The sequence below is a fragment of the Micromonospora sp. CA-248089 genome (assembly GCF_050948515.1).
Lineage (GTDB): Bacteria > Actinomycetota > Actinomycetes > Mycobacteriales > Micromonosporaceae > Micromonospora.
The window spans coordinates 2,665,291-2,686,181 of record NZ_CP192016.1 but is presented as its reverse complement, the minus strand read 5'-3'; the positions used below and the strand labels follow the sequence as shown (position 1 = coordinate 2,686,181).

The window sequence follows — 20,891 nt, the reverse complement described above, 5'->3', positions numbered from 1 at the left end:
TCCGCGCCGACGTCACGTTCCGGGTCACCGCGTAGCCGTCCCCCACCACCACCGTCCCGCCACGGAGGCCGTCCATGCCCGCTCCCCTGGTGAACCGCCGATTCCTGCTCCGCGCCACCGGCGCCACCGCCGTCGCGGCCACCGCCGGCGCCGCCGCCGGGTCCGTCACCGCAGGCGGTACGGCGCACGCCGCGCTGCCACCGGCCCGCCCCGACATCGGCGTGTCCGCGTACGCCTTCGACCCGGGCCAGGTCCGGCTGACCGCCGGGCGCTGGCAGGACAACCAGAACCGTACGGTCGCCTACCTGCGCTTCGTCGACGTCAACCGGCTGCTCTACAACTTCCGGGCCAACCACCGCCTGTCCACCGGCGGCGCCGCCGCCAACGGCGGCTGGGACGCGCCGAACTTCCCGTTCCGCACCCACATGCAGGGGCACTTCCTGACCGCCTGGGCGCAGGCGTGGGCGGTGCTCGACGACACCACCTGCCGGGACAAGGCGCTCACCATGGTCGCCGAGCTGGCCCGCTGCCAGGCCAACAACGGCGCGGCCGGGTTCAGCGCCGGCTACCTGTCCGGCTTCCCGGAGTCCGACTTCACCGCGCTGGAGGCACGGACCCTTAGCAACGGCAACGTCCCCTACTACTGCATCCACAAGACGCTGGCCGGGCTGCTGGACGTGTGGCGGCTGATCGGCAGCACCCAGGCCCGGGACGTGCTGCTGGCGCTGGCCGGCTGGGTCGACCAGCGCACCGGCCGGCTCACCTCGGCGCAGATGCAGGCCATGCTGGGCACCGAGTTCGGCGGCATGAACGCGGTGCTGACCGACCTCTACCAGCAGACCGGCGACGCGCGGTGGCTGACCGTCGCGCAGCGGTTCGACCACGCCGCCGTGTTCAACCCGCTCGCCGCGAACTCCGACCAGCTCAACGGCCTGCACGCCAACACCCAGGTACCCAAGTGGATCGGCGCGGCCCGGGAGTACAAGGCGACAGGCGTCACCCGCTACCGCGACATCGCCACGAACGCGTGGGCCATCACCGTCGGCGCGCACACGTACGCCATCGGCGGCAACAGCCAGGCCGAGCACTTCCGTGCCCCGAACGCGATCGCCGGCTACCTGCGCAACGACACCTGCGAGGCGTGCAACACGTACAACATGCTCAAGCTGACCCGGGAGCTGTGGCAGCTCGACCCGGACCGGGTCGCGTACGCCGACTTCTACGAACGCGCGCTGCTCAACCACATGATCGGCCAGCAGAACCCGGCCGACGCGCACGGCCACGTCACCTACTTCACCCCGCTCAACCCGGGCGGGCGGCGCGGTGTCGGCCCGGCGTGGGGCGGCGGCACCTGGAGCACCGACTACAACTCCTTCTGGTGCTGCCAGGGCACCGGGCTGGAGACAAACACGACGCTCGCGGACGCGATCTACTTCCACAACGGCACCACGCTGACCGTCAACCTGTTCATGCCCTCGGTGCTGACCTGGAGCCAGCGCGGCATCACCGTCACCCAGGCCACCTCGTACCCGGTCGGCGACACCACGACGCTGACCGTCACCGGCTCGGTGAGCGGGTCGTGGACGATGCGGATCCGGATCCCGGCGTGGACCAGCGGGGCGAGCGTCAGCGTCAACGGCGTCGCGGCGGGTATCGCCACCACGCCGGGCAGCTACGCCGTCCTGACCCGTGCCTGGACCTCCGGCGACACGGTGACGGTCCGGCTGCCGATGCGGGTGGCGACTGTCGCCGCCAACGACGACGCCGCGGTGCAGGCCGTCACGTACGGGCCGGTGGTGCTCTCCGGCAACTACGGCAACACCACGCTGAGCGCCCTGCCGACGCTGGACCCCGGCTCGGTGACCCGTACCGGCACCGGCAGTCTCGCGTTCACCGCCCGGGCGGACGGCGCCACCGTGAACCTCGGCCCGTTCTACGACGCCCACGGGCACAACTACACGGTCTACTGGCGGGTCGGCGCGGGCGGTGGCGGCAGGGAGGCGAGTTTCCGGCTCGCCAACGCGGCGAGCGGCCTGGTGCTCGGCATCCAGAACATGTCCACCGCCGACGGCGGGCTCGCGCTGCAGTGGGGCGACACCGGCACCGCCGACCACGACTGGCAGCTCGTCGTCGACGGGTCGGCGCTGCGGCTGCGCAACGTCAACAGCGGCAAGGTGCTGGGGGTGGAGAACATGTCCACCGCCGACGGCGCCCGGATCCTGCAGTGGGCGGACAACGGCACCGCCGACCACCTCTGGACCGTTGTCGACGTCGGCGACGGCAGCCACAAGCTGCGCAACGTGCACACCGGCAAGCTGCTCGGCATCTCCGGCGGCTCGACCGCCCAGGGCGCGTTCGCCGTGCAGGACCCGGACAACGGCAGCCTGGACAACCAGTGGCGGTTCCTGCCCAACGGAGCGCGGCGGATCCAGAACCTCGGCAGCGGTCTGGTGCTCGGCGTACAGAACATGTCCACCGCCGACGGCGGGCTGGTCATCCAGTGGGGCGACACCGGCACCGCCGACCACCTCTGGACCGCCCTGGTGGACACCGGCGGCTACCTGCGGCTGCGCAACAGCAACAGCGGCAAGGTGCTGGGCGTCGAGGGCGGCTCGAGCGCGGCCGGCGCCCGGATCGTCCAGTGGGCCGACAACGGCACCGCCGACCACAGGTGGCGGCTGCGGCACGGCGGAGGCGGCTGGTTCCGGATCCAGTGCGCGAACGGGGGCCGGGTGCTCGGGCTCAGCGGCGGCTCCGGCGCCCAGGGCGCGCAGGCGGTCCTCGCCGACGACACCGGGGCCGCGCACCAGCGCTGGCGCTTCCTGTAGATCAGGCGGTGACGGTGGGAGCGGTCCGGCCGCTCCCACCGTCACCGGGTCGTTCCGGCGGTCAGGGGGTCAGGGCGTCCCCGGCGGGCGTCCAGGTCGACTCGTCCCGCACGTCGTCGGCGACGGTGATCCCCTGGGCAATCTTCAGCAGCTCGGCCTGGGGCAGCCGGCCGCCGACGCCCTCGGAGCTGACCTGGACGACGACACTGCCGTCGACGCTCCAGATGTTGCAGAACCCGCCCCGGCGGGCCGCCCCCGGATAGCACTTCGTCGCACCGGGCTCCGGTGACTGGTTGGAGCTGGTGCTCGGCGTGACGAAGATGTGGAACCCGTCCCTGATCGCGCCCTCGACCGAGTCGAACGGCGCGGTCAGGCCCGAGGTCGGCAGGGGCGGCCTGGTGTACGTCGCGCCGCCGTAGTCACCGGCGCGGGCGGTGGCGATGCCGCTCAGGCCGGGCAGGGCGTGCGTGCCCACCTGGAGCGGCACGTAACCCCGCGGCAGGTAGCCCACCGTGAACGGCAGCGGAGCCGGCGTCGGCCCGGCCGGCTTCAGGCCCGTGACAAGGCCACTCAGGTCGCGGAAGCTCGGCGACGCTTCGTCGCCGGAGATCGCCGTGACGACTGCCCAGGCGTTTTTCGCGTATTGCCAGGCGAAAAGCTTGTTGCCCCTTTCCGGCGGCTGGGTCGGGTCGAGGGCGTACGGCAGCGTCGCCTGCACCGCCCTGCGTCCGGCCACCATGACGTTCCGCCCGCCCTTGATCGCGGCCGGGGCGAAGGCGCCGGGCCGGTAGACGGTCAGGTAGGCCCAGAGGCTCGGCTTCGCCCCGGCGGCCGTCGTCTCCTGCTGCATCGACTCGGCCTCGTCCGCGGTGACGGGCCTGTCGTTCGAGGTGTGCCGGTCGGAGTAGACGGGGGCGATCTGGTACGCGGTCGACACGACGATCGGGTCCTGCACGTGCAGCGTGCCGGCGTCGTACCCGGTGAAGGTGAAGGTGAACGGCGAGGCGTCCGGCCAGGGGCTGACGCCCGGACGCGGCGCCTCGGACAGCGTCGAGGAGGTGCGCCTCGCGTCCAGGACCGGCACCGTGATCGCGGAGGCGACCGCCACCGCGACGAGGCCAGCCGCGCCGGCTGTCGCGAACCGGTTCCGGCGGCGCCGCTCGGCGCGCCGCCCGGCCGCGACGATGTCGTCGACGGTACGGCCCATCGGCGGCTCGTCGCCGGTCACGGCGTCCACCAGTTCACGCAACTGCATTCGTCCACTCCTCCATCGGCCTGCCGGTGAGATTGAGGTGTTCGCCGCCGAGTGACTCGCGCAGCTTCGCCAGCCCACGGGAGACCTGGCTCTTGGCCGTGCCGACCGTGCAGTCGAGCACTGCGGCCGTGTCCTCCAGGCTCAGGTCCAGGTAGTGCCGGAGCACCACGGCGGCCCGCTGCCCCGCCGGGACGGATTCGAGCGCCGCCCACAGGCGCATCCGCTCGTCCGTCACCGCCGCCGTGTCCCGTACCGCGGCGTCCGGCACGGCGTCGCCGGCCGACCGCTCGCGCCGCCAGGGCCGGCGGGTCTCGTCGATCGCAGCCCGGTAGACCATGGTCTTGACGTAGAGATCGGGCCGCTCCAGCTTCCGCCAGCGTGGATAGAGCTTGACCAGCGCGTTGGCCACGGCGTCCTCCGCGGCGTGCCAGTCGCCGCAGGTCATGTACGCCAGCTTGCGCAGGGACGCCATCTGTGACGTCACGAACTCGCGGAACGCTTGTTCGTCTTCGGCTTTCAATCGACTGCCTCCTCGTGACGGAGGTAGAACGGCTGCGCCCGCCCGCGAAGTTGCACGGACCGCGGACCAATTTCGCCGCGCGTCCGGAGACCTCGGTCAGTACCGTCCCGGTGGCGGCACCGGCCACGAACGGATCATGGTCGCCACCAGCGCCGGATGGTCTGTCGCCCCGCGCATGTCCACCGCGCGGCGGCAGCAGATCGTCACGCCGCTCGACGCCAGGATCTGCTGGCGGCCGCCGTCGTCGATCCGCCGGTAGCCCACCGGCACGCACGACCGCACGTCCGGCATGCCACCGGCCCGCAGGTTCAGGTCACCGCCGAGGACGGTCGGCGCGCCGACGGCGTCGCCCCGGACCCCCGGCACCACGGTGCCGAGCAACTGCCCGCACTGGGCCAGCGCCACCGGGCCGCTGGTGTTCGCCAGGTGCGTCGTGCACGCGTGCAGCCCGTCGGCCCGGACGCAGAGCCAGACCCGCTCCTCGGGGTCGTTCAGGTCCTGCGCCGGATAGGTCCCCCGGTGCACCGACGGCCGCGCGTCGCGGGCGTCGAGGCGGGCCAGCAACCCGATCCCGTACGGCTCGCCGTTGTTGCACCGGGTGGGGCCGCCGGAGGGGCGGTCACCGGCGGCCTGGAACGCGGACACCGTCGTGCCACCGGCACGGGCGGCCCGCAGCGTACGCTCCAGCGTCGGCACGTCGTCGCGGCAGATCTCGTTGAGCGTGACCACGTCGGGCAGTTCCGCGGCGATCACGTCGGCGGCCTGCGGGACGGCCCGGCCGGTGTAACAGCCGGCCCGGCCGCTGTTGCAGAGGTTCATCTGGAGCACCCGCAGCGTTCCCGGCCCGGTGCCGCCTGCCGTCGCCGACCCGGCGGGCAGCCCGGCCACGACGAGCAGGCACACCACTGCCAGCACCCGGCGGACTCGCGAGGTGCGGTGAGTGGCCGGCTGCGGGGACAGCGGGGCTCCAGCGGATGCGGGCGGCGGCGGGCGCGGTGATCCTATCGCCGGAGCGTGCCCGTCGCCGCCCGGCCGGCACCTACCTGGGTACGTCCCGGAACCACGCCTCCCGGTCGTCCGGGTCCGGTCCGCGCCGGGGCAGCGCCGGCGGTTCCTCGCCGGTGACCGGCGCGTAGTGGTCGAAGGTGGTGGTCAGGACCGCCTCGCCGCCGGTGAGGTCGGGCAGGGCGGCGACGACCCGCGGCACCCGGGCGGACGGCAGGGTTCCGCTCACCTCCAGGTAGCCGCCGACGACGGCGGTGTCGTGGACGACCGCGCCGAGCCGGCCGAGCAGCGCCAGCACCGTCTCCACCGCGTGCCGGGGCAGGTTGACGTCGAACCGCTCGATCGGCTGGCACACCCGAGTACCGGCCTGCCGCAGCGCGGCGGCGACCACGACCGGGGCGAGGTTGCGGAAGTCCGCCGCCACCGTCGAGATCGACTTGTCGAACTTCTGGTGCGGCCTGCTCTGCCGGGGCCAGTACCGGGAGGCCGTCATGGTGACGGTGCAGTCGGTGACCGGCCAGCCGTGCCGGCCCTGCCGCAGCGCGGCCCGTACGCCCTCCTCGGTGGCGGCGACGAAGGCCGGCGGCAGCCGTCCCGGCTCGATCCCGGGACGGAACTCGATGCCGTGCCCGGTCGGCGCGGCCTCGATGCGCAACCCCAGCCCGGCCAGGTACGGGTTGCCGCGCTCCCGGACCCGCTCCTGCGCGGTGCCGGTGCCGGCGACCCGTTCGATGCAGGCGGTGAGCGTGCCGGAGAACCGCACCCGGACGCCGTACCGGTCCTCCATCAGGGCGGCCAGCACCTCCTTCTGGACCTCGCCGTGCAGGCGGATCACCGCCTCCGCCTGCTGCTCGTCGAGGCGCAGGTCCACGAGCGGGTCCTCGTCGACCAGTTCGGCCAGCCCGGCGAACATCGCCAGGCGCTGCTCCGGTTCGACCGGTTCGACGACCGCCTGCCGGGTCGGCGGCGGGAACCGGTAGCCGTGCCGCCGGGGCGGGTCGCCGATGTGCTGGCCGATCCGGGCCGGCACCCCGCGTACCGCCGCGATCTGGCCGCCGGAGACCGACGGGCGCACCTGCACGCCGGTGGGCTCGATGACGGCGATCTCGGTCACCGGCTCGGGGCGGCCGCCGTCGAGCCGTACCCGGTCCCGTACCCGCAGGCGCCCGGACCACAACCGCAGCCAGACGCGCCGGCCGTGCCCGTCCCGGTCGACGGCGAAGACGGTGCCCGACGGCGGGCCGTCCGGCGCGTCGCCGTACGGCAGCAGGTCGGCCAGGACGTCGCACAACTGCCGTACCCCGGTGCCGGTGATCGCCGAACCGCACACGGCCGGGATCAGGTCGGCGCCTCGCACCGCGCGCCGGATCGCCCGCCGGACGTCGCGGACCCGGACCGGCCGGTCGGTCAGCCAGCGCGCCGCCACCGCGTCGTCGACCTCCGCCACCTCCGCCACCACGGGCTCGGCGGTCAGGTCCACGGCCCGCGCCCGCGCCTCGCGTGTGCCCTGGCCGGAAACGGTGGTGAGCGGGACCGGCCGGGCCCCGAGCCGCTGCCGCACCTGGGCCGTCACCCGGTCGACGTCGGCGCCGCCACGGTCGACCTTGTTGAAGAAGAACACAGTCGGTACGCCGATGCGGCGCAGTGCCCGCCAGATGGCGACAGTCTGCGGCTGGACGCCTTCCACGCTCGACACCACGAGCACGGCGGCGTCGAGCACGGCGAGGGAACGCTCGACCTCCGCGATGAAGTCGGGGTGGCCGGGGGTGTCCAGCAGGTTGATGCTCAGGTCGCCGATGGCGATCGACGTGACGGCCGCCCGGATGGTGATGCCACGGCGGCGTTCCAGCTCCATCGAGTCGGTCCGGGTCGTGCCGGCGTCGACACTGCCCGGCTCGGTCACCGCGCCCGCCTCGTAGAGCAGGCGTTCGGTCAGGCTGGTCTTTCCGGCGTCAACATGGGCGACGATTCCGAGGTTCAACAGGGCCAAGGCGGAGCTCCACGGTAGGACGGGCAAGGGTCCGAAGCGTGGAAGCTGCTCGCATTGTCTCTCCTGGTCCTCGTCGTGACGGCGGCGCTCGCCGCCGGTGTGCGGTTCCACCTTGCCCGTCCGCCGCGACCGCCACCACCGATTTCGCGGCCGGAGGCCCGTCCGGGCCGGCCCCGGGTTCGATTCCGGAGCCGGCCCGGCCGGTGACGCGGTGGGGTGCGGGGGTCAGACGCTGATCCGGCCCGCCCCGGCGCCCGCGGTCACGACTGCCTTCACGTTGCAGGCGGTGTCCAGCGTGTACGGGTACGGGATGCCGGCGACGCTGCCGCCGGTCTGCCCGGCCCCCGAGTTGACGAAGCAGTTGTTGCGGGCGACCAGGGAACCGGGACCGGACGAGCCCTCACCACGGTGGTAGGGGTCGGCCGTGTTCTCGAAGTAGTTGCCCTCGACGAGCACCCCGGCGTTCATCGTCGACGCCACGCCGTAGCCGCCGACGTTGCTGTAGAGGTTGTTGTAGACGTGGACGGGGTTGCCGAAGCGCACCCGTGGATGGCGCTGGTTGGAGCCGTCGAACCAGTTGTGGTGGTAGGTGACCCGCAGGCGCCCGGTGTCCTGGCTGCCGTTGTCGTCGCTGTGGCCCAGCAGCATCGACTTGTCGTGGCCGTAGACACGGTTCCAGGACACGGTGACGAAGTCGGAGCCGCGCTTGATGTCGACAGCGCCGTCGTACCCGTTGGTGAAGCTGTTGTGGTCGATCCAGATGTTGGTGGCCGACTGCTCGACGTTTATCGCGTCATCGCTCCAGTTGCGGAAGTTCAGGTTGCGGACGATGACGTTGCGGTCGCCGTTGACGGTGAATCCGCAGCCGGAGATCGTGGCGCCGGCGTTGCCGAGGATCGTCTTGTTGGAGCGGACCCGCAGCATGCCGGAGCAGGAGATCGTGCCGGACACCCGGATGACCGCGGCGCTGGACGACCCGAGCGCGCTGGACAGGGCGGACGCGCTGGTAACCGTGGTGACGGCGGCGTTGCCACCGCCGGTGGTGCCACCGTTCTGGGTGGCCCAGCCGACCAGCCCGGTCTGCGGCGTCCCCGGGCTGCCACCTCCGATCGGGACGAGCTGCCACTGCTGGTTCCACCCGTTGAGGTCGGCGTACTGGGAGATCCGGCCGCCGTCGGCGGTGGACCACTCCCAGACCTCGAGCGCCTTGCTGGAGTGCCTGTTGATCAGGCGGACATGGCCGCCGTCCGAGTCGAGGACCTGGAACTGCTGGTTGGTCGCGTTGAGGTCGGGCCACTGCCGGAACTCCGCGCCGTCGGCGGTGTTCCATTCCCACAGGTCGACGACCTTGCCGCTGTTGCGGTTCTGCAGCCGGTAGTAGCCGCTGCCGGAGCTGACGAAGCGGAACTGCTGCCAGGCGCCGTCGTTGCGGGACCACTGCTGGATCACCGCGCCGTCGGCGGTCGAGGTGTCCCGGACGTCGAGGACCTTGCCGCTGTTGCGGTTGACCAGCACGTAGTACGCGTTGGTGTCAATCGTGGCGGCCTGCGCCGAGGGCGACGCGACGACCGCGCCGACGCCGCCGACGACGAGGGCGCCGGCGGCGGCGACCAGGGCCCGCCAGCGGTGCCGCCGGCGCCTTTCGGGGGTGGTGAGAGCCGTTGTCACGGGAACTCCTCCGGTGGACGGTGGTGGTGGGTGGGTGGGTGGTGCGGGGGGTGCCTGCGGCGCTCAACACCAGTTCAGCGTGGAGTTGATCCGGGTGACGTTGCTGATCGTGTTGTTCGCGCCGCCGCAGGGACTCTGGGTGATGTTCGTGTTGGTGACCGTCAGGTTCTGGAAGCGGATGCCGGAGGAGATCGGGAACTCGGTCCGGGAGGCGATGCGCACCTCGCCGCCGCCGGTCACCGTGCCGGACACCCCGGCGATCGTGACGTTGTAGCAGTTCTCCACGAGGATCGAGTTGTTGCCGGTGTTGGAGATCGTCACGCGGTCGATGACCGCGCCGCCGGACTCCGACACGCAGAAGATCCCCCGGCCGCCACCGGACGCGATGACGGTGCCGACCCGGATGTTCGTCGGGTACGAGCTGCCGATCCGGCCGTTGCGGTTGGCCATCCGGAACGCCGCGTACCCGGTCCCGGTGCCGGCGCCCTGCGCGTCGACGGTGCCCACGGTGGCGTTGATCGTGTCGTTGAGCAGCAGACCCGAGTAACCGGTGTTGCGTGCGGTGACGGTGCCGATGGTCAGGCCGTCCACGCCGTACGTCTCGACGCCGTGCGCGCCGGTCCCCGACACGTACACGGTGTCGATGCGCACGTTGCGCACCTTGACCGCCCGGTCGCCGCCGTGGTTGTCGATCCGGATCCCCAGACCGCCGGACAGCCGCATGTCGATCTGCCCGAGCGTCAGGTTGTTCACGTTGCGCATGAAGATCCCGTACAGCGGCGCACCGGTGAGGGTCAGGTTCTGCACCTCGACGTCGGTCGTGCCCCGCGAGTAGACGGGCGCGTAGTCGCCCGACCCCGAGCCGGTCACGTTGATCGTGCCGCAGACCGCGAGCGTCGTGTACGACGGCAGCGACAGCCGCGAGCCCGCGCTCATCGAGCCGGAGCCGCGCACCACCACCCGCTGCTTGGCGGTCCGCCCCGCCGACAGGGAGTTCACCGCTGCCTGCATCGCGGCGAGCATGTCCCCGCCCGAGTACACGGTCGACGATCCGTTGCGGGCCGTCCAGGTGCCGCCGTTCAGCACGGCCTCGGCCTGGTAGGAGCCGCTGCCGCATCCGGTGGACGGCGGCGGCGTGGTCGGCGTGCCGCCGGTGCCCACCCGGACCATCTGCCACTGCTGGTTAGTGCCGTTGAGATCGGTGTACTGGCTGATTCGGGCGCCGTCGGCGGTCGACCTCTCCCAGACCTCCAGGGCCTTCCCGGAGTGCCTGTTGATCAGCCGGATGTAGCCGCTGTCCGAGTCGAGGACCTGGAACTGCTGGTTGGTGCCGTTGAGGTCGGGCCACTGCCGGTACTCCGCGCCGTCCGCGACGTTCCACTCCCACAGGTCGACGACCTTGCCGCTGTGGCGGGCCCGCAGACGGTAGTAACCGCTGCCGGAGGAGACGAACTGGAACTGCTGCCACTCGCCGTCGTTGCGGGACCACTGCTGGATCGCCGCGCCGTCGGCGGTCGAGGTGTCCCGCACGTCGAGGACCTTGCCGCTGTTGCGGTTGACCAGCACGTACCAGGCGCTGGTGTCGATGGTGGCCGCCTGCGCCGGCGGCGCGGCCACGACGGCGACGCCGACCGCGGCGGCCAGCGCCGCCACCAGGGCCAGCGCCAGTCCGGCCCGCCGGCGGCGTGCGGGCGGCGACGTCACTGCGGGGTTGAGCATCGTTCGACCTCCGAGAAAGGGGTACGCCGGGTCCGGCGCAGCGGTTGTCGGGGCGCCTACTCCAGGTGGAAGGTGGCCGCGGCCCGGTCGGCACTCGTGCCCACCGTTTCGAGGTGGAGCGGTCCGTCCCGGTGGCGGACGTACCGGCCGCTGTAGTTCTGCGATTCGAGGGAGAGCCCCTCGGCGGCGGCCAGGCCCGCACGGCGCTGGAAGCTCGCGTCGTTGTCGAACAGGACCGAGCCGTCGTCGCGTTCGACGTAGAGGGCGAAGGCCCGGTGCCGCAGGTAGTAGCCGGGGAAGTTCGTCGACTCCAGCGACACCGATCCGCCGCCGGCGAGGCCGGGGACGATGCGGAACTGCGAGTCGGCGAGGTTGGTGACGTTCGGTTCGACCCGGGCCCGGTAGTCGTAGTGCCGGACGTAGCTCGTGCTCAGGTCGTGCGAGCGCAGCCGGACCGGGGTGGCCCCGTCGGGTACGGGGATGCCGAAGTTCGGGGTGCCGTCGGCGTTCCAGTACAGCTTCTGAATCCGGGTGCGCCGGTTCGGGTCGTTGAGCGGGTCGCCGCTGATGTCCCGGTAGTTGCGGTCGTGGTAGACCAAGATGTCGCTCTGCCCGTCCTCGGAGACGGTGAAGGAGTTGTGCCCGGGGCCGTACTGGCCGGTGGCGGCGTTGCTGGCGAACACCGGGGTCGGGCTCTTGCTCCAGGAGGCGGGGTCGAGCAGGTTCGCGCCGGCCGACGCGGTGAGCATGCCGAGGCAGTAGTTGGCGTCGGTGGCGCTCGCCGAGTAGGTGAGGAAGACCCGGCCGTTGCGCTGGATCACCGTCGGGCCCTCGGCCACCCGGTAACCCCGGGTCTCCCAGTCGTACGCCGGGACGACCAGCCGGGCCACCGTGCCGGTGATCTGCCACGGGTTGGCGCCCATACGGGCGAGGTAGACGTTGGAGTTGGTGGAGATGCCGGGCTCCTGCTGGGCCCAGGTCAGGTACCGCACCCCGTTCACCACGAACGTCGAGGCGTCCAGACTGAACGTGTCCCACGGCGTGGTGATCCGGCCGCGTTCGGTCCACGAGCCGGTCAGCGGGTTGGCGCTCGCGTTCTCCAGCACGTACATCCGGATCCGCCACACGTCGTCGGTGCGTCCGGCGGCGAAGTAGACGTACCACCTGCCATTGATGAAGTGGATCTCCGGGGCCCAGATGTGGGCGCCCATCTCTCCGCTGGTGTGCCGGCGCCAGATCGTCGTCTCCGTGGCGGAGGCCAGCCCTTGGAGCGTGGTGGCCCGCCGCAGCACGATCCGGTCGTACTCCGGCACCGTCGCGGTCATGTAGTAGTAGCCGTCGGTGTGCCTGACGATGTGCGGGTCGGCGCGCTGGTTCACCAGCGGGTTGGTGTAGTTCACCGCCGGTGCGGCCTGCGCGGGTCCGGCCACCGGCAGGCCGGCGGTCACGGCGAGCGCCGCAAGGGCGCTGGCCAGCATCGGCCGCAGGCGTCGGCGGGCGGGGGCGTCGGCGGGCGCCGCGCCGGCCCGTCGGCGGTGGGCCGTGCGGAGCAGGTGTCGAATCGGCATGTGCCCTCCCAGGTGGGCCAGGTCGACGGTCGGCGGCGGGGTGGTCCGGGTGCCGGGTCAGTAGACGTAGGGCCAGGCGGCGGCGTCGTAGCCGATGCGGTTGACGCCGAGCAGCGACGCGCCGTTGTCGGCGTAGTAGTGGTAGAAGAGGACGTCGCCGTCGGTGTCGGCGAGGACCGCCTGGTGGCCGGGCCCGTGCACGCTGCCGTGCGAGGCCAGGATCTGGGTGCCGCCCCCGGCGAGCATGTCCCGGCCGGCGCGGTCCACGAACGGCCCGGTCGGGCTCGCCGAGCGACCGACCATGATCCGGTACGTGCTGGCGGCGCCCTGGCAGCATCTGTCGAACGAGACGTACAGGTAGTACCAGGCGCCGCGCTTGACCAGGACGGGCGCCTCGACGCCGGGGCCGTAGTCGGCGAGCGCGTGGATGGCGGTGCCGAGCCGGCGTCCGGTGGCCGGGTCGATCGGGATCATCTTGATGCCGGACCAGAACGAGCCGAAGGTGAGCCACCAGCGGCCCTGGTCGTCGACGGTGAGGTTCGGGTCGATGGCGTTGAAGTCGTCGGTGGTCCGCGACTCGACGACCAGCCCTTCGTGGGTCCAGCTGCCGGCGGCTCCGGTGGTGCTGGTGGCCAGGAAGATCGCCGAGCGGTTGGAGCCGAAGGTCGAGGCCGAGTAGTACAGGTGGTAGCGCCCGTTGCGGTACGACAGGTCGGGTGCCCAGAGGTTGCGCGCTCCCCCGGTGTACGTGGTGGTCCACGGCGCGCCACCGGGAAAGACGGTGCCCGCGTTGCGAAAGGCGATCCGGTCGGCGGAGGTCTTCAGCGCGATGTCGTCACCGGTGTGCGCGACGAGGTACGTGCCGTCGGGCCGTTTGACCACCGTCGGGTCGTGGACACCGATGTCGCCGGTGACCCGGCCGGGCTGCGGGTAGGCCGGTGCCGGGCTGGTGGGTGCCGGGCTGATGGGTGTCCCGCCGCCCAGCCGGATCAGCTGCCACTGCTGGTTGGCGCCGTCCAGGTCGGAGTAACCGGCCAGCCGCCCACCGTCGGCTGTCGACCAGCCCCACACGTCGACGACCTTGTTCCACTGCCGGTTCACGAACCGCACGAACCCACCCGCGGAGTCCTGCAACCGGAACTGCTGGGTGGCCGAGGACCGGTCAGTGGACTGCACCAGCTGGGTGCCGTCGGTGCCGCTCGGCAACTCCAGCACCTTCCCGCTGTGCCGCGACCGCACCTTGTAGAACCCGCCACCGGCGTCCACGAACTGCCACTGCTGCACCGCGAGGTCGTTGCGCGTCCACTGGTTCACCGGCGCGTTCTCCGCGGTCGACCAGTCGTACAGGTCCATCGCCTTGCCGCTGTGCCGGTTCACGACCACGTACGACGCGGTCGTGTCGACCGTCGCCGCCGACGCGGGCGGCACCCCGGCCAGCACTCCCGCGCCGAGTACCACTGTCGCCGAGAACACCGCCGCTACCGTCCGCGTCGTCTGAGCGGTCCCTGCCACCGAAACCTCCCGCGCTTGGTCGCCTCCGCTCCCGGGATCACGAGACGGGGCGAGCGATCATGGCAGCGGCGTTACGTCCGGGTTACCAGTCATGTTTTCGATAACATAGACGACTGTCAAGGTGAGCACGGGGGTGAAGCTTCCCGGATGGCCTTCTTGGGTCGAACGGCCGCGCATGCCGGAGCGCCGCCCTGGTATGTGGTTAGCGTTAACAATCCCCGCCGATCGGGTCGGGTGGCGTCGGACTTTCCTCGGTCACCGCGACTCGGCCGAGCCCGGGTCGCTCGCGTCCACCATGGTGACGGGGGTGCCCAGCTCCACCGTGCGGGACACGGTGCAGAGCCGGTCGTGTGACTGCCGCAGCGATCGGGGCAGGACCTCGCGGGCCCGGTCACCGTCCGCGCCTGCCGGAAACTCCACAGCGAAGGTGACGGTGAGGTTCTGCATCCGGTTGCCGGCTTCCGGGTCACGGATCTTGTCACCGCTCACCGTGACGGCGAACCGGGCCGGTTCGGCACGACGGCTGGTCACCAGGTCGACGTCGACTGCGGTGCAGCCACCGAGCGCCGCCAGCAGCAACTCCACCGGCGTGAAGGTCGCGTCCTCCCCCGTACCCATCGACAGCTCGCCGCCCCGGGCGTTGCGCACGACGTACCTGCCCACGCTGGTGCGCTCGATCTCCACCGACCGGAGCGTGTCCTCACTCATGTGACGAACCTACCGAAAACGCTCCGCGAAGGTGCGGTACACCGGTGTCCCCGGCAGCCCGTCGCGAACGGCGAACACCACGAGGTCGAACCGGTCGACCACCCGGAGCGCGTCGGCGAACGCGCCGGCCACCACTGCCGGGTCGTTGCGGAACACCCCGCACCCCCACGCGCCCAGCACCAGTGTCCGATGCCCGTGCGCGGCCGCCACCTCCAGCACCCGCCGGGCCCGCCGGCCCAGCACCGCCGGCACGTCCGCGGCGTGCTCCGGCTGGTTGCGCACTATCGCGCCCAGGTTCGGCGCCGCCGCGGTCAGGAAGGACGTCGTGTACGGCCGGTCGAGCAGGTTGCCCTTGTCGTCGCGGAACACCGGCACGCCCGGGGACCAGACGACCCGGTCGCTGTAGCGCAGGTCCCGCTGCCCTCTGTGGAAGGCGTAGAAATCCGGGGCGGCGAGCAGACACGGGTACAGCGCCGACGAGCGGGCGATGCTCTCCTCCTGCGCCGTGGCGCCGCCCAGGAACCCGCCACCCGGGTTCTTCGCCGACGCAAACACCAGACACGCCGCGCCGGGTCCGAGCCGGCGGGCGGCCTGCAACGTCGACTCGTACGCCACCTCCACGGCACCGGCGCCCGGCCGCGCGCCGTCGAGCTGGAGGACGTCGTCGGGCAGGTGCTCGCGGGTGCCGGCGACCGCGGCGCGTACCGCCGCTCCGATCTCGACGTCGTCACCGGCATCGTTGCGATAACGTCCGGCTTCCGCGATCGCGACCGTCTGCCGGGCGATCTCGCGGAGACGGCTGCTCATCCGGCACGCCCGTCGATGTCGTGCATGAGCGGCAATCTAGGCAGCCCTCACCGGACGGGCAACCGATTAGCGACCCCCGCTCCGGCCACGTCACCTGGTGCGACCGGGCGACGAGGGGGCACCACGATGGACCGTGCCTTGCTAATGTCCGCCCAACCATTGATTGGCGTCATTCACACGGGGGTAGGCATGGCCAACCATGGGCACGACAGGCATTTCAGCAGATTCATACGAGCTACGGCACTCGCCGTCTCGCTCATCCTCCCCGTCGGCCTGGTGAGCCAGCCGGCTGCCGAGGCGACTCCGGCCGAGCAACTTCCCGCGTGCGCCGACCCGTCGGTGCCGGAGGACGTCAACCACGCCTCCATCCGGCTCGAAGGGCCGACGACCGGGACCGAGGTCGCGGTCGACGAGCACGGGAAGATCGCTCTCAACGGCTTCCTGCACAAGAACGCCACCATGGTCGACGTCTCGATCGGCCGGCTGACCACCACCGACATCACCCTCGGGCCGCCGCCGGCCGGGGTGTCGAACTGGTCGGCGTCGTGGACCGCCAGTCTTCGCCCGGCGGAACTGGGCGAGAACGAGGTGTGCGCCCGTGCCGAGCGCGAACCCGGACGCTACGCCCGGATCCTGCGGTCCGTCACCGTGGTGGACCTGCTCCCGCCGAGCGCCGTCCCGGGCCTGACCATCGGCGCGATCACGGCGACCTCGGCCAAGGCGACCTGGGGCGAGGCCACTGACAACTACGGCCTTGCCGGGTACGAGGTCACCGTCGACGGCGGGACCCCGCACCGGACCACCATCGGCACCCGGTCGTACTCCATCACCGGGCTGTCGCCGTCCACCGACCACACGGTGTCCGTGGTCGCCGTCGACCTGGCCGGCAACAAGTCCCCGACCCGCGCCACGGCGTCCTTCACGACGGCCGCCGCACCGCCACCACCGGATCCCGATGCCGACCTGGTCCTCGACCCGGAGCAGGGTGCCGCCACAGCAACCTGGCAGCCCGACCCCGCCACCGAGAGCAGCTACCGCGCCTACCTCGACGGCCAGTTGTACGACGAGTTCTCGCTGACCCACTTCTGCCAGGACGCCGACGGCAATCCGGCGAACCCGTGCACGGCGGAGAACAGCATCGTCCTTCCGATCGGCCCCCTGGAGGAGTACACGCCGTACACGTTCCGGGTCGAGGCGCTACGCGCCGACCGCACGGTGGCCCGTGAGCTCTCCGCCGACTTCACCACCATGATCAATACGGACGAGGTGTCTCCCGCCGCCACCCAGCAGGCGGCAAGCGAAGGCTCTCAGTGCGCCGGGAGCGGCGGAGACTTCTACCTCGCTGCGGACTCGCGTACCAGTGTCACGGTGCCGGCCGGCAGCACGGAGCTGTTCCCGGGCTGCTACACCGTCTCGAACGACAGCTGCCTGGACGCCTTCCTACCGCCGTCCGGGGAGAAGCTCGTCAAGTGCGCGGACAGCCTCACCCAGCTTCTCTTCTCGGCGGCGCCGCCCGGCCGTGGTCCGGTGATCTCCTCGGTGGCCCCGGCCCCCGGTCGCGTCTCGACGCTGTTCGACCCGGGCAACGCGACGATGCCGATCACCTGGTGCGCCCAGAACACCACCACGTGCACGCTCGTGCTGGCCCCTGCGGCGCAGGCCGTCCGGCTCGTCGCGGTCGCGCCCGCTGCCGCCGTCGGCACCTCCTGGGTCGTCGTCGCTCTCTCGGGCATCGGCGTCGGACTCGCGCTCTGGGCGCTGCTCGAGATCCTCTTCCCCGGTCAGATCGGCATCCACGGCATCCTCGAGTACCCGATCCGGCACGACACCGACTTCGACACGTTCGAGAACTGGGGCGCGGACGAGGGCGAGTGGTACAACAGCTTGAAGATCTACGCGGAGGTGATCAAGACGACGAAGCTGGTGGCCGACCGGGACGGCATTCCCTTCGCCTGGACCAACGCCGAGGACGGCCGGCTCAAGCGGATCATCGATGCGGCGTGCACCGCCCAGCGTGGCACCCAGGGTACGGCCGGCTGCGACAACGGCTTCGCCGTCTACGTCCCCGGTGGCGTGTCCTACGACCTCCGGCCCATGAAGGAGACCGGGACCCACATCGTGACGGCGATGGGTGACGGTGGATATCCGCAGCCACCGACGCGGGCCCAGTGGTTCTACCCGGCTCGCAGCCAGGGCGGTCGGGCCGCCATCGACGCCGGCTATCCACGCCGGTGGTTCAACACCCATTTCACGCCGAACGAGTGCACCGGGCGCGCGCCGGGAACCGTGTGCGACGAGTTCCCGTTCTGGGTGACCAACCAGGCGGTGAACCTGTCGGGCGAGCGCGCTTCCCTGAAGCCGGTTCCACCGTCGGAGTCGAGCCCGCAGGGCACCGAGATGTCGGCGTTCTTCCGCAAGTGCGAGGTCGCCGACGGAGAGCGGTTCATCGTGCTGCCGGTGAAGCCGTGGGTCGCGGCGAACGGGCCGAGCTTCGGGTTCCGGGTCAGTGAGGGCGGGGCCAGCATGTGCATGAGCCCCAAGCCGGCGGCGGCTCCCTGATGCTCGACGACATGCGCGTACTGCGTGACGCCGTCGCGGAGTACCGTGCGGCGGCGACCGCGGCCGGCCTCGACTGGCCCGAGCACGCCGAGGCGCCCGCCGGGCAGCCGCCCGGCTCGGTCTACCGCATCTTCGGCGTGGACCACGTCGCGGAGCAGCTGACCTGGTTCCAGTCACAGAACTGGCCGCCCCGGCGGCTGCTCCCCAACGGCGGTTGGATCATGCCGTGGCCGGCCGACGGGGGCGAGGAACTCGACAGCCTGGCCATCTCGATCGGCACGCCGTTCCCGTGGCGGCACCAGGTGCGGTTGTTCAACTTCGAGGATCTGGTCTACACGTTCGTGCTCGCCGGCGACCACGAGGGCGAGATCTGGCGTTACGAGTTCACCCCCGACGTCTGGGGTTCGGCTCGTGCCGCCACCAGTCTCGCCGCGCTCTTCACCGGCTGGACGAAGGGCATCGCCGCCGGCGCGGTCGTCCACGACGACCTCAACGGCTGGCTTCTGCTGCGGGACGACGGGCCGGACGAGGTCGGCATGCTCCGGGAACGGGTTCCCGACGTCGATTTCCTGACCTTTCCGGTGTACGTGGCGGACGAGTCACTGCTGCGCGCGCGACAGCGCGAATGCGGGGTCGACATGGACTGCATCGAGCGGGGATTCGACTGCTACGAGGAACTGTCCGACACGGTGCGGGCCACCCGGAGGTCGCTCGGCATCTGACCCTGCGCCGCCGGCCCAGGCATCGCCCGGGCCGGCGGCGATCTCGTCCCGTCCGGCGCTCACGTACCGGCACCGAGCTGCCACACCCGGAGGTTCCTGATCCGCGCGGCCCTGCCCGGGACGCTCGGCGATCGCCCCATCGGGAGACGTACGGTGAAGCGGGCTCCCCGCCCCGGGCTGCCCTCGGCCTCGATCGTGCCGTGGTGGCTCGTGACGACCTCCTGGAGCAGGGCCAGTCCCAGGCCGAAGCGTCGGCCCCCGGCGCCCGCACCCCTGTGGAACCGGTCGAAGATCCGCCGGGCGTCCGCCTGGTCGAAACCCTTCCCGGTGTCGGCGATCACGAACTCGGCGACGTCGCCGTCGGCCCGGAGCGTCACGTCGATCCGGCCTCCGGCGGGGGTGTGGGCAAGCGCGTTCGCGAGCAGTTCGCCGACGACCCGGCGCAGGGCCGACTCGACACCCGGCACCGGCAGCGGGTCGCCGGGTGTGTCCAGGGTGAGGGTGACCTGCCGTTCGGCGGCGCGGTCGCTCTCGGCGGCGACCGTCGTCCCGATCAGCGTGGTGAGGTCGACGGGCGGGTCCGGTTCCCGGTCGGCGGGAGCGGCGGCGAGCCGGGCCGAGAGCAGCAGGTCGTCGACGATCTCGCCGAGCCGGCGGGTGGTGCCGATCAGCCGTTCCAGGTCGTCGAGGTTCGTGGCGGCGCCGTCGTGGCGCGCGCGCCGCGCGATCAGCTGGGCCCGGGTGTGCACCTGGGCGATCGGCGTGCGCAGTTCGTGGCTGGCGTCCGCGACGAAGCGGCGCTGCCGGGTCAGCGCCTCCGCGAGTGGTGCGACGGCCCGGCGGCCGACGAGCACACCGGTCAGCACGGCGGCGAGCAGCCCGGCAGCCGCCGCGAGGCTGAACGCGAGCAGGAGGTGCCGGCGGTCGGACATCTGGAACCGGGCGTCGAACACCGCCTGGACCACGTGGTCGCCGCGCGCCTCGGTGCGTACGTGGTAGGTGGTGCCGTTGCGGGCGACGGTGGTGACCTCGGTGGCCCGGGTGGTGGCCACGGCGTCCAGTGTGTCGCGCATCGGGAAGCCCGGTGGCGGCGGGTTCGCGCCGGTACGCACTGTGGTCCCGTCGTACTGGAAGATCCAGCTGCAGGCGGGCGGGCCGGCGATCGTCCCGTGTTCGGTGCCCCACGCCAGCTCCCGATGGATCTGCGCCTCCTGGCCGCGGACCAGGACCGCGTACGAGATGCCGCCGGCCAGCAGCAGCAGGCCACCGATGGTCAGGCCGACGAGAAGGCCGATCCGTAGCCGGGCCCGTCTGACGATCGCCTGCTCGGCCGCCTCCATCAGAGGGTTCCGAGCCGGTAGCCGAGCCCGTGCACGGTGCGTACCACCGCGCGGCCGAGCTTGCGCCGGAGGTAGTAGACGTAGGTGTCCACTATCGACGCGGCGGCGGCCTCCTCGAAGACCTTGCGGCGCAGTACCGCGCGTGGGTGGACGGTGCTGGGCCGGGCCGCCAGCACCCGGAGCAGCTCGAACTCGCGGGTCGACAGCGCCACCCGGGTGCCGTCGGCCAGCACCGCCTCGCGTGGCGCGAGGTCGAGCAGTCCGGCCCCGATGCGCAGCACGTCCGTCGGCTCGGGCCGGCGCCGGCACAGCGCCCGGACCCGGGCGCTCAACTCGTCGAGGTCGAAGGGCTTGACCAGGTAGTCGTCGGCGCCCGCGTCCAGCCCGGCGATCCGGTCGTCGACGGTTCCGAGCGCGGTCAGCATCAGGGTCCGGGACGGGACCGCCCGGGCCCGCAGCCGGGCGACCAGGTCGAGGCCGTCGAGCGCCGGCAGCATCCGGTCGATGACCATCACGTCGTACGAGCGGGTCAGGCCGAGATGCAGCCCGCGCTGGCCGTCGAAGGCCTGGTCGACCAGGTAACCTTCATGGCCGAGCGTCTCGGTGAGCATCTCGGTCAGATCCGCGTCGTCCTCGACCAGCAGCAGCCGGTTCGATCTTCCGCCCCGCATATGTTAACAATCCCATAGA

General features: G+C 71.7%; 15 protein-coding genes. 3 read left to right on the top strand and 12 right to left on the bottom strand.

The genetic code is table 11. The features are described from left to right. The first annotated feature begins 74 nt into the window (after window positions 1-74). Window positions 75-2,828 (top strand): beta-L-arabinofuranosidase domain-containing protein, encoded by a 2,754-nt coding sequence (locus tag ACQP26_RS12750; RefSeq protein ID WP_269706778.1) that lies wholly within the window; start codon window positions 75-77, stop codon window positions 2,826-2,828. A gap of 61 nt (window positions 2,829-2,889) precedes the next feature. Here ACQP26_RS12750 and ACQP26_RS12745 read toward each other — a convergent pair whose 3' ends face one another. From ACQP26_RS12745 to ACQP26_RS12700, 10 genes are all read right to left on the bottom strand, one after another. Beyond that, complete coding sequence (locus ACQP26_RS12745) at window positions 2,890-4,083, bottom strand: hypothetical protein (RefSeq protein WP_269706779.1); 1,194 nt, start codon at window positions 4,081-4,083, stop codon at window positions 2,890-2,892. After that, on the bottom strand, window positions 4,070-4,603 hold the full coding sequence (locus ACQP26_RS12740; RefSeq protein WP_120570384.1) for a SigE family RNA polymerase sigma factor: 534 nt from the start codon (window positions 4,601-4,603) through the stop codon (window positions 4,070-4,072). The genes ACQP26_RS12745 and ACQP26_RS12740 overlap by 14 nt, the downstream gene beginning before the upstream one ends. Window positions 4,604-4,699: 96 nt before the next feature. Beyond that, complete coding sequence (locus ACQP26_RS12735; protein ID WP_269706780.1) at window positions 4,700-5,518, bottom strand: endonuclease/exonuclease/phosphatase family protein; 819 nt, start codon at window positions 5,516-5,518, stop codon at window positions 4,700-4,702. Window positions 5,519-5,642: 124 nt separating this feature from the next. Next, window positions 5,643-7,598: an elongation factor G gene (locus ACQP26_RS12730; RefSeq protein ID WP_269706781.1), complete on the bottom strand. Its 1,956-nt coding sequence runs from the start codon at window positions 7,596-7,598 to the stop codon at window positions 5,643-5,645. A 225-nt stretch (window positions 7,599-7,823) separates the two neighbouring features. Then, a complete protein-coding gene (locus ACQP26_RS12725) occupies window positions 7,824-9,266 on the bottom strand; it encodes an RICIN domain-containing protein (RefSeq protein WP_433495820.1) in 1,443 nt (480 codons plus the stop codon). Between the two features lie 63 nt (window positions 9,267-9,329). Beyond that, a complete protein-coding gene (locus tag ACQP26_RS12720) occupies window positions 9,330-10,985 on the bottom strand; it encodes an RICIN domain-containing protein (RefSeq protein ID WP_269706782.1) in 1,656 nt (551 codons plus the stop codon). Between the two features lie 56 nt (window positions 10,986-11,041). Continuing rightward, on the bottom strand, window positions 11,042-12,553 hold the full coding sequence (locus tag ACQP26_RS12715) for a family 43 glycosylhydrolase (RefSeq protein WP_269706783.1): 1,512 nt from the start codon (window positions 12,551-12,553) through the stop codon (window positions 11,042-11,044). Window positions 12,554-12,610: 57 nt separating this feature from the next. After that, complete coding sequence (locus ACQP26_RS12710; protein WP_433495819.1) at window positions 12,611-14,065, bottom strand: family 43 glycosylhydrolase; 1,455 nt, start codon at window positions 14,063-14,065, stop codon at window positions 12,611-12,613. Window positions 14,066-14,320: 255 nt separating this feature from the next. Next, window positions 14,321-14,773 carry an OsmC family protein gene (locus tag ACQP26_RS12705; RefSeq protein WP_433495818.1) on the bottom strand — a complete coding sequence of 151 codons (453 nt, stop codon included), beginning with the start codon at window positions 14,771-14,773 and terminating at the stop codon, window positions 14,321-14,323. 9 nt (window positions 14,774-14,782) lie between these two features. Then, window positions 14,783-15,580, bottom strand: a complete 798-nt coding sequence (locus ACQP26_RS12700) for a TIGR02452 family protein (protein ID WP_433495817.1) — start codon at window positions 15,578-15,580, stop codon at window positions 14,783-14,785. 276 nt (window positions 15,581-15,856) lie between these two features. Between ACQP26_RS12700 and ACQP26_RS12695 the strand changes: the two genes are divergently transcribed. Beyond that, window positions 15,857-18,139: a fibronectin type III domain-containing protein gene (locus tag ACQP26_RS12695; RefSeq protein ID WP_433495816.1), complete on the top strand. Its 2,283-nt coding sequence runs from the start codon at window positions 15,857-15,859 to the stop codon at window positions 18,137-18,139. Window positions 18,140-18,150: 11 nt separating this feature from the next. Next, window positions 18,151-18,861 (top strand): hypothetical protein, encoded by a 711-nt coding sequence (locus ACQP26_RS12690; RefSeq protein ID WP_269706788.1) that lies wholly within the window; start codon window positions 18,151-18,153, stop codon window positions 18,859-18,861. Between the two features lie 59 nt (window positions 18,862-18,920). Here ACQP26_RS12690 and ACQP26_RS12685 read toward each other — a convergent pair whose 3' ends face one another. Both ACQP26_RS12685 and ACQP26_RS12680 read right to left on the bottom strand, forming a co-directional pair. Continuing rightward, entirely contained in the window at window positions 18,921-20,201 is a 1,281-nt protein-coding gene (locus ACQP26_RS12685; protein WP_433495815.1) for a sensor histidine kinase, read from the bottom strand. Then, the gene (locus ACQP26_RS12680) at window positions 20,201-20,872 is read right to left on the bottom strand and encodes a response regulator transcription factor (protein ID WP_269706790.1); all 672 of its coding nucleotides are present in this window, start codon (window positions 20,870-20,872) and stop codon (window positions 20,201-20,203) included. The genes ACQP26_RS12685 and ACQP26_RS12680 overlap by 1 nt, the downstream gene beginning before the upstream one ends. Between the last annotated feature and the right edge of the window lie 19 nt (window positions 20,873-20,891).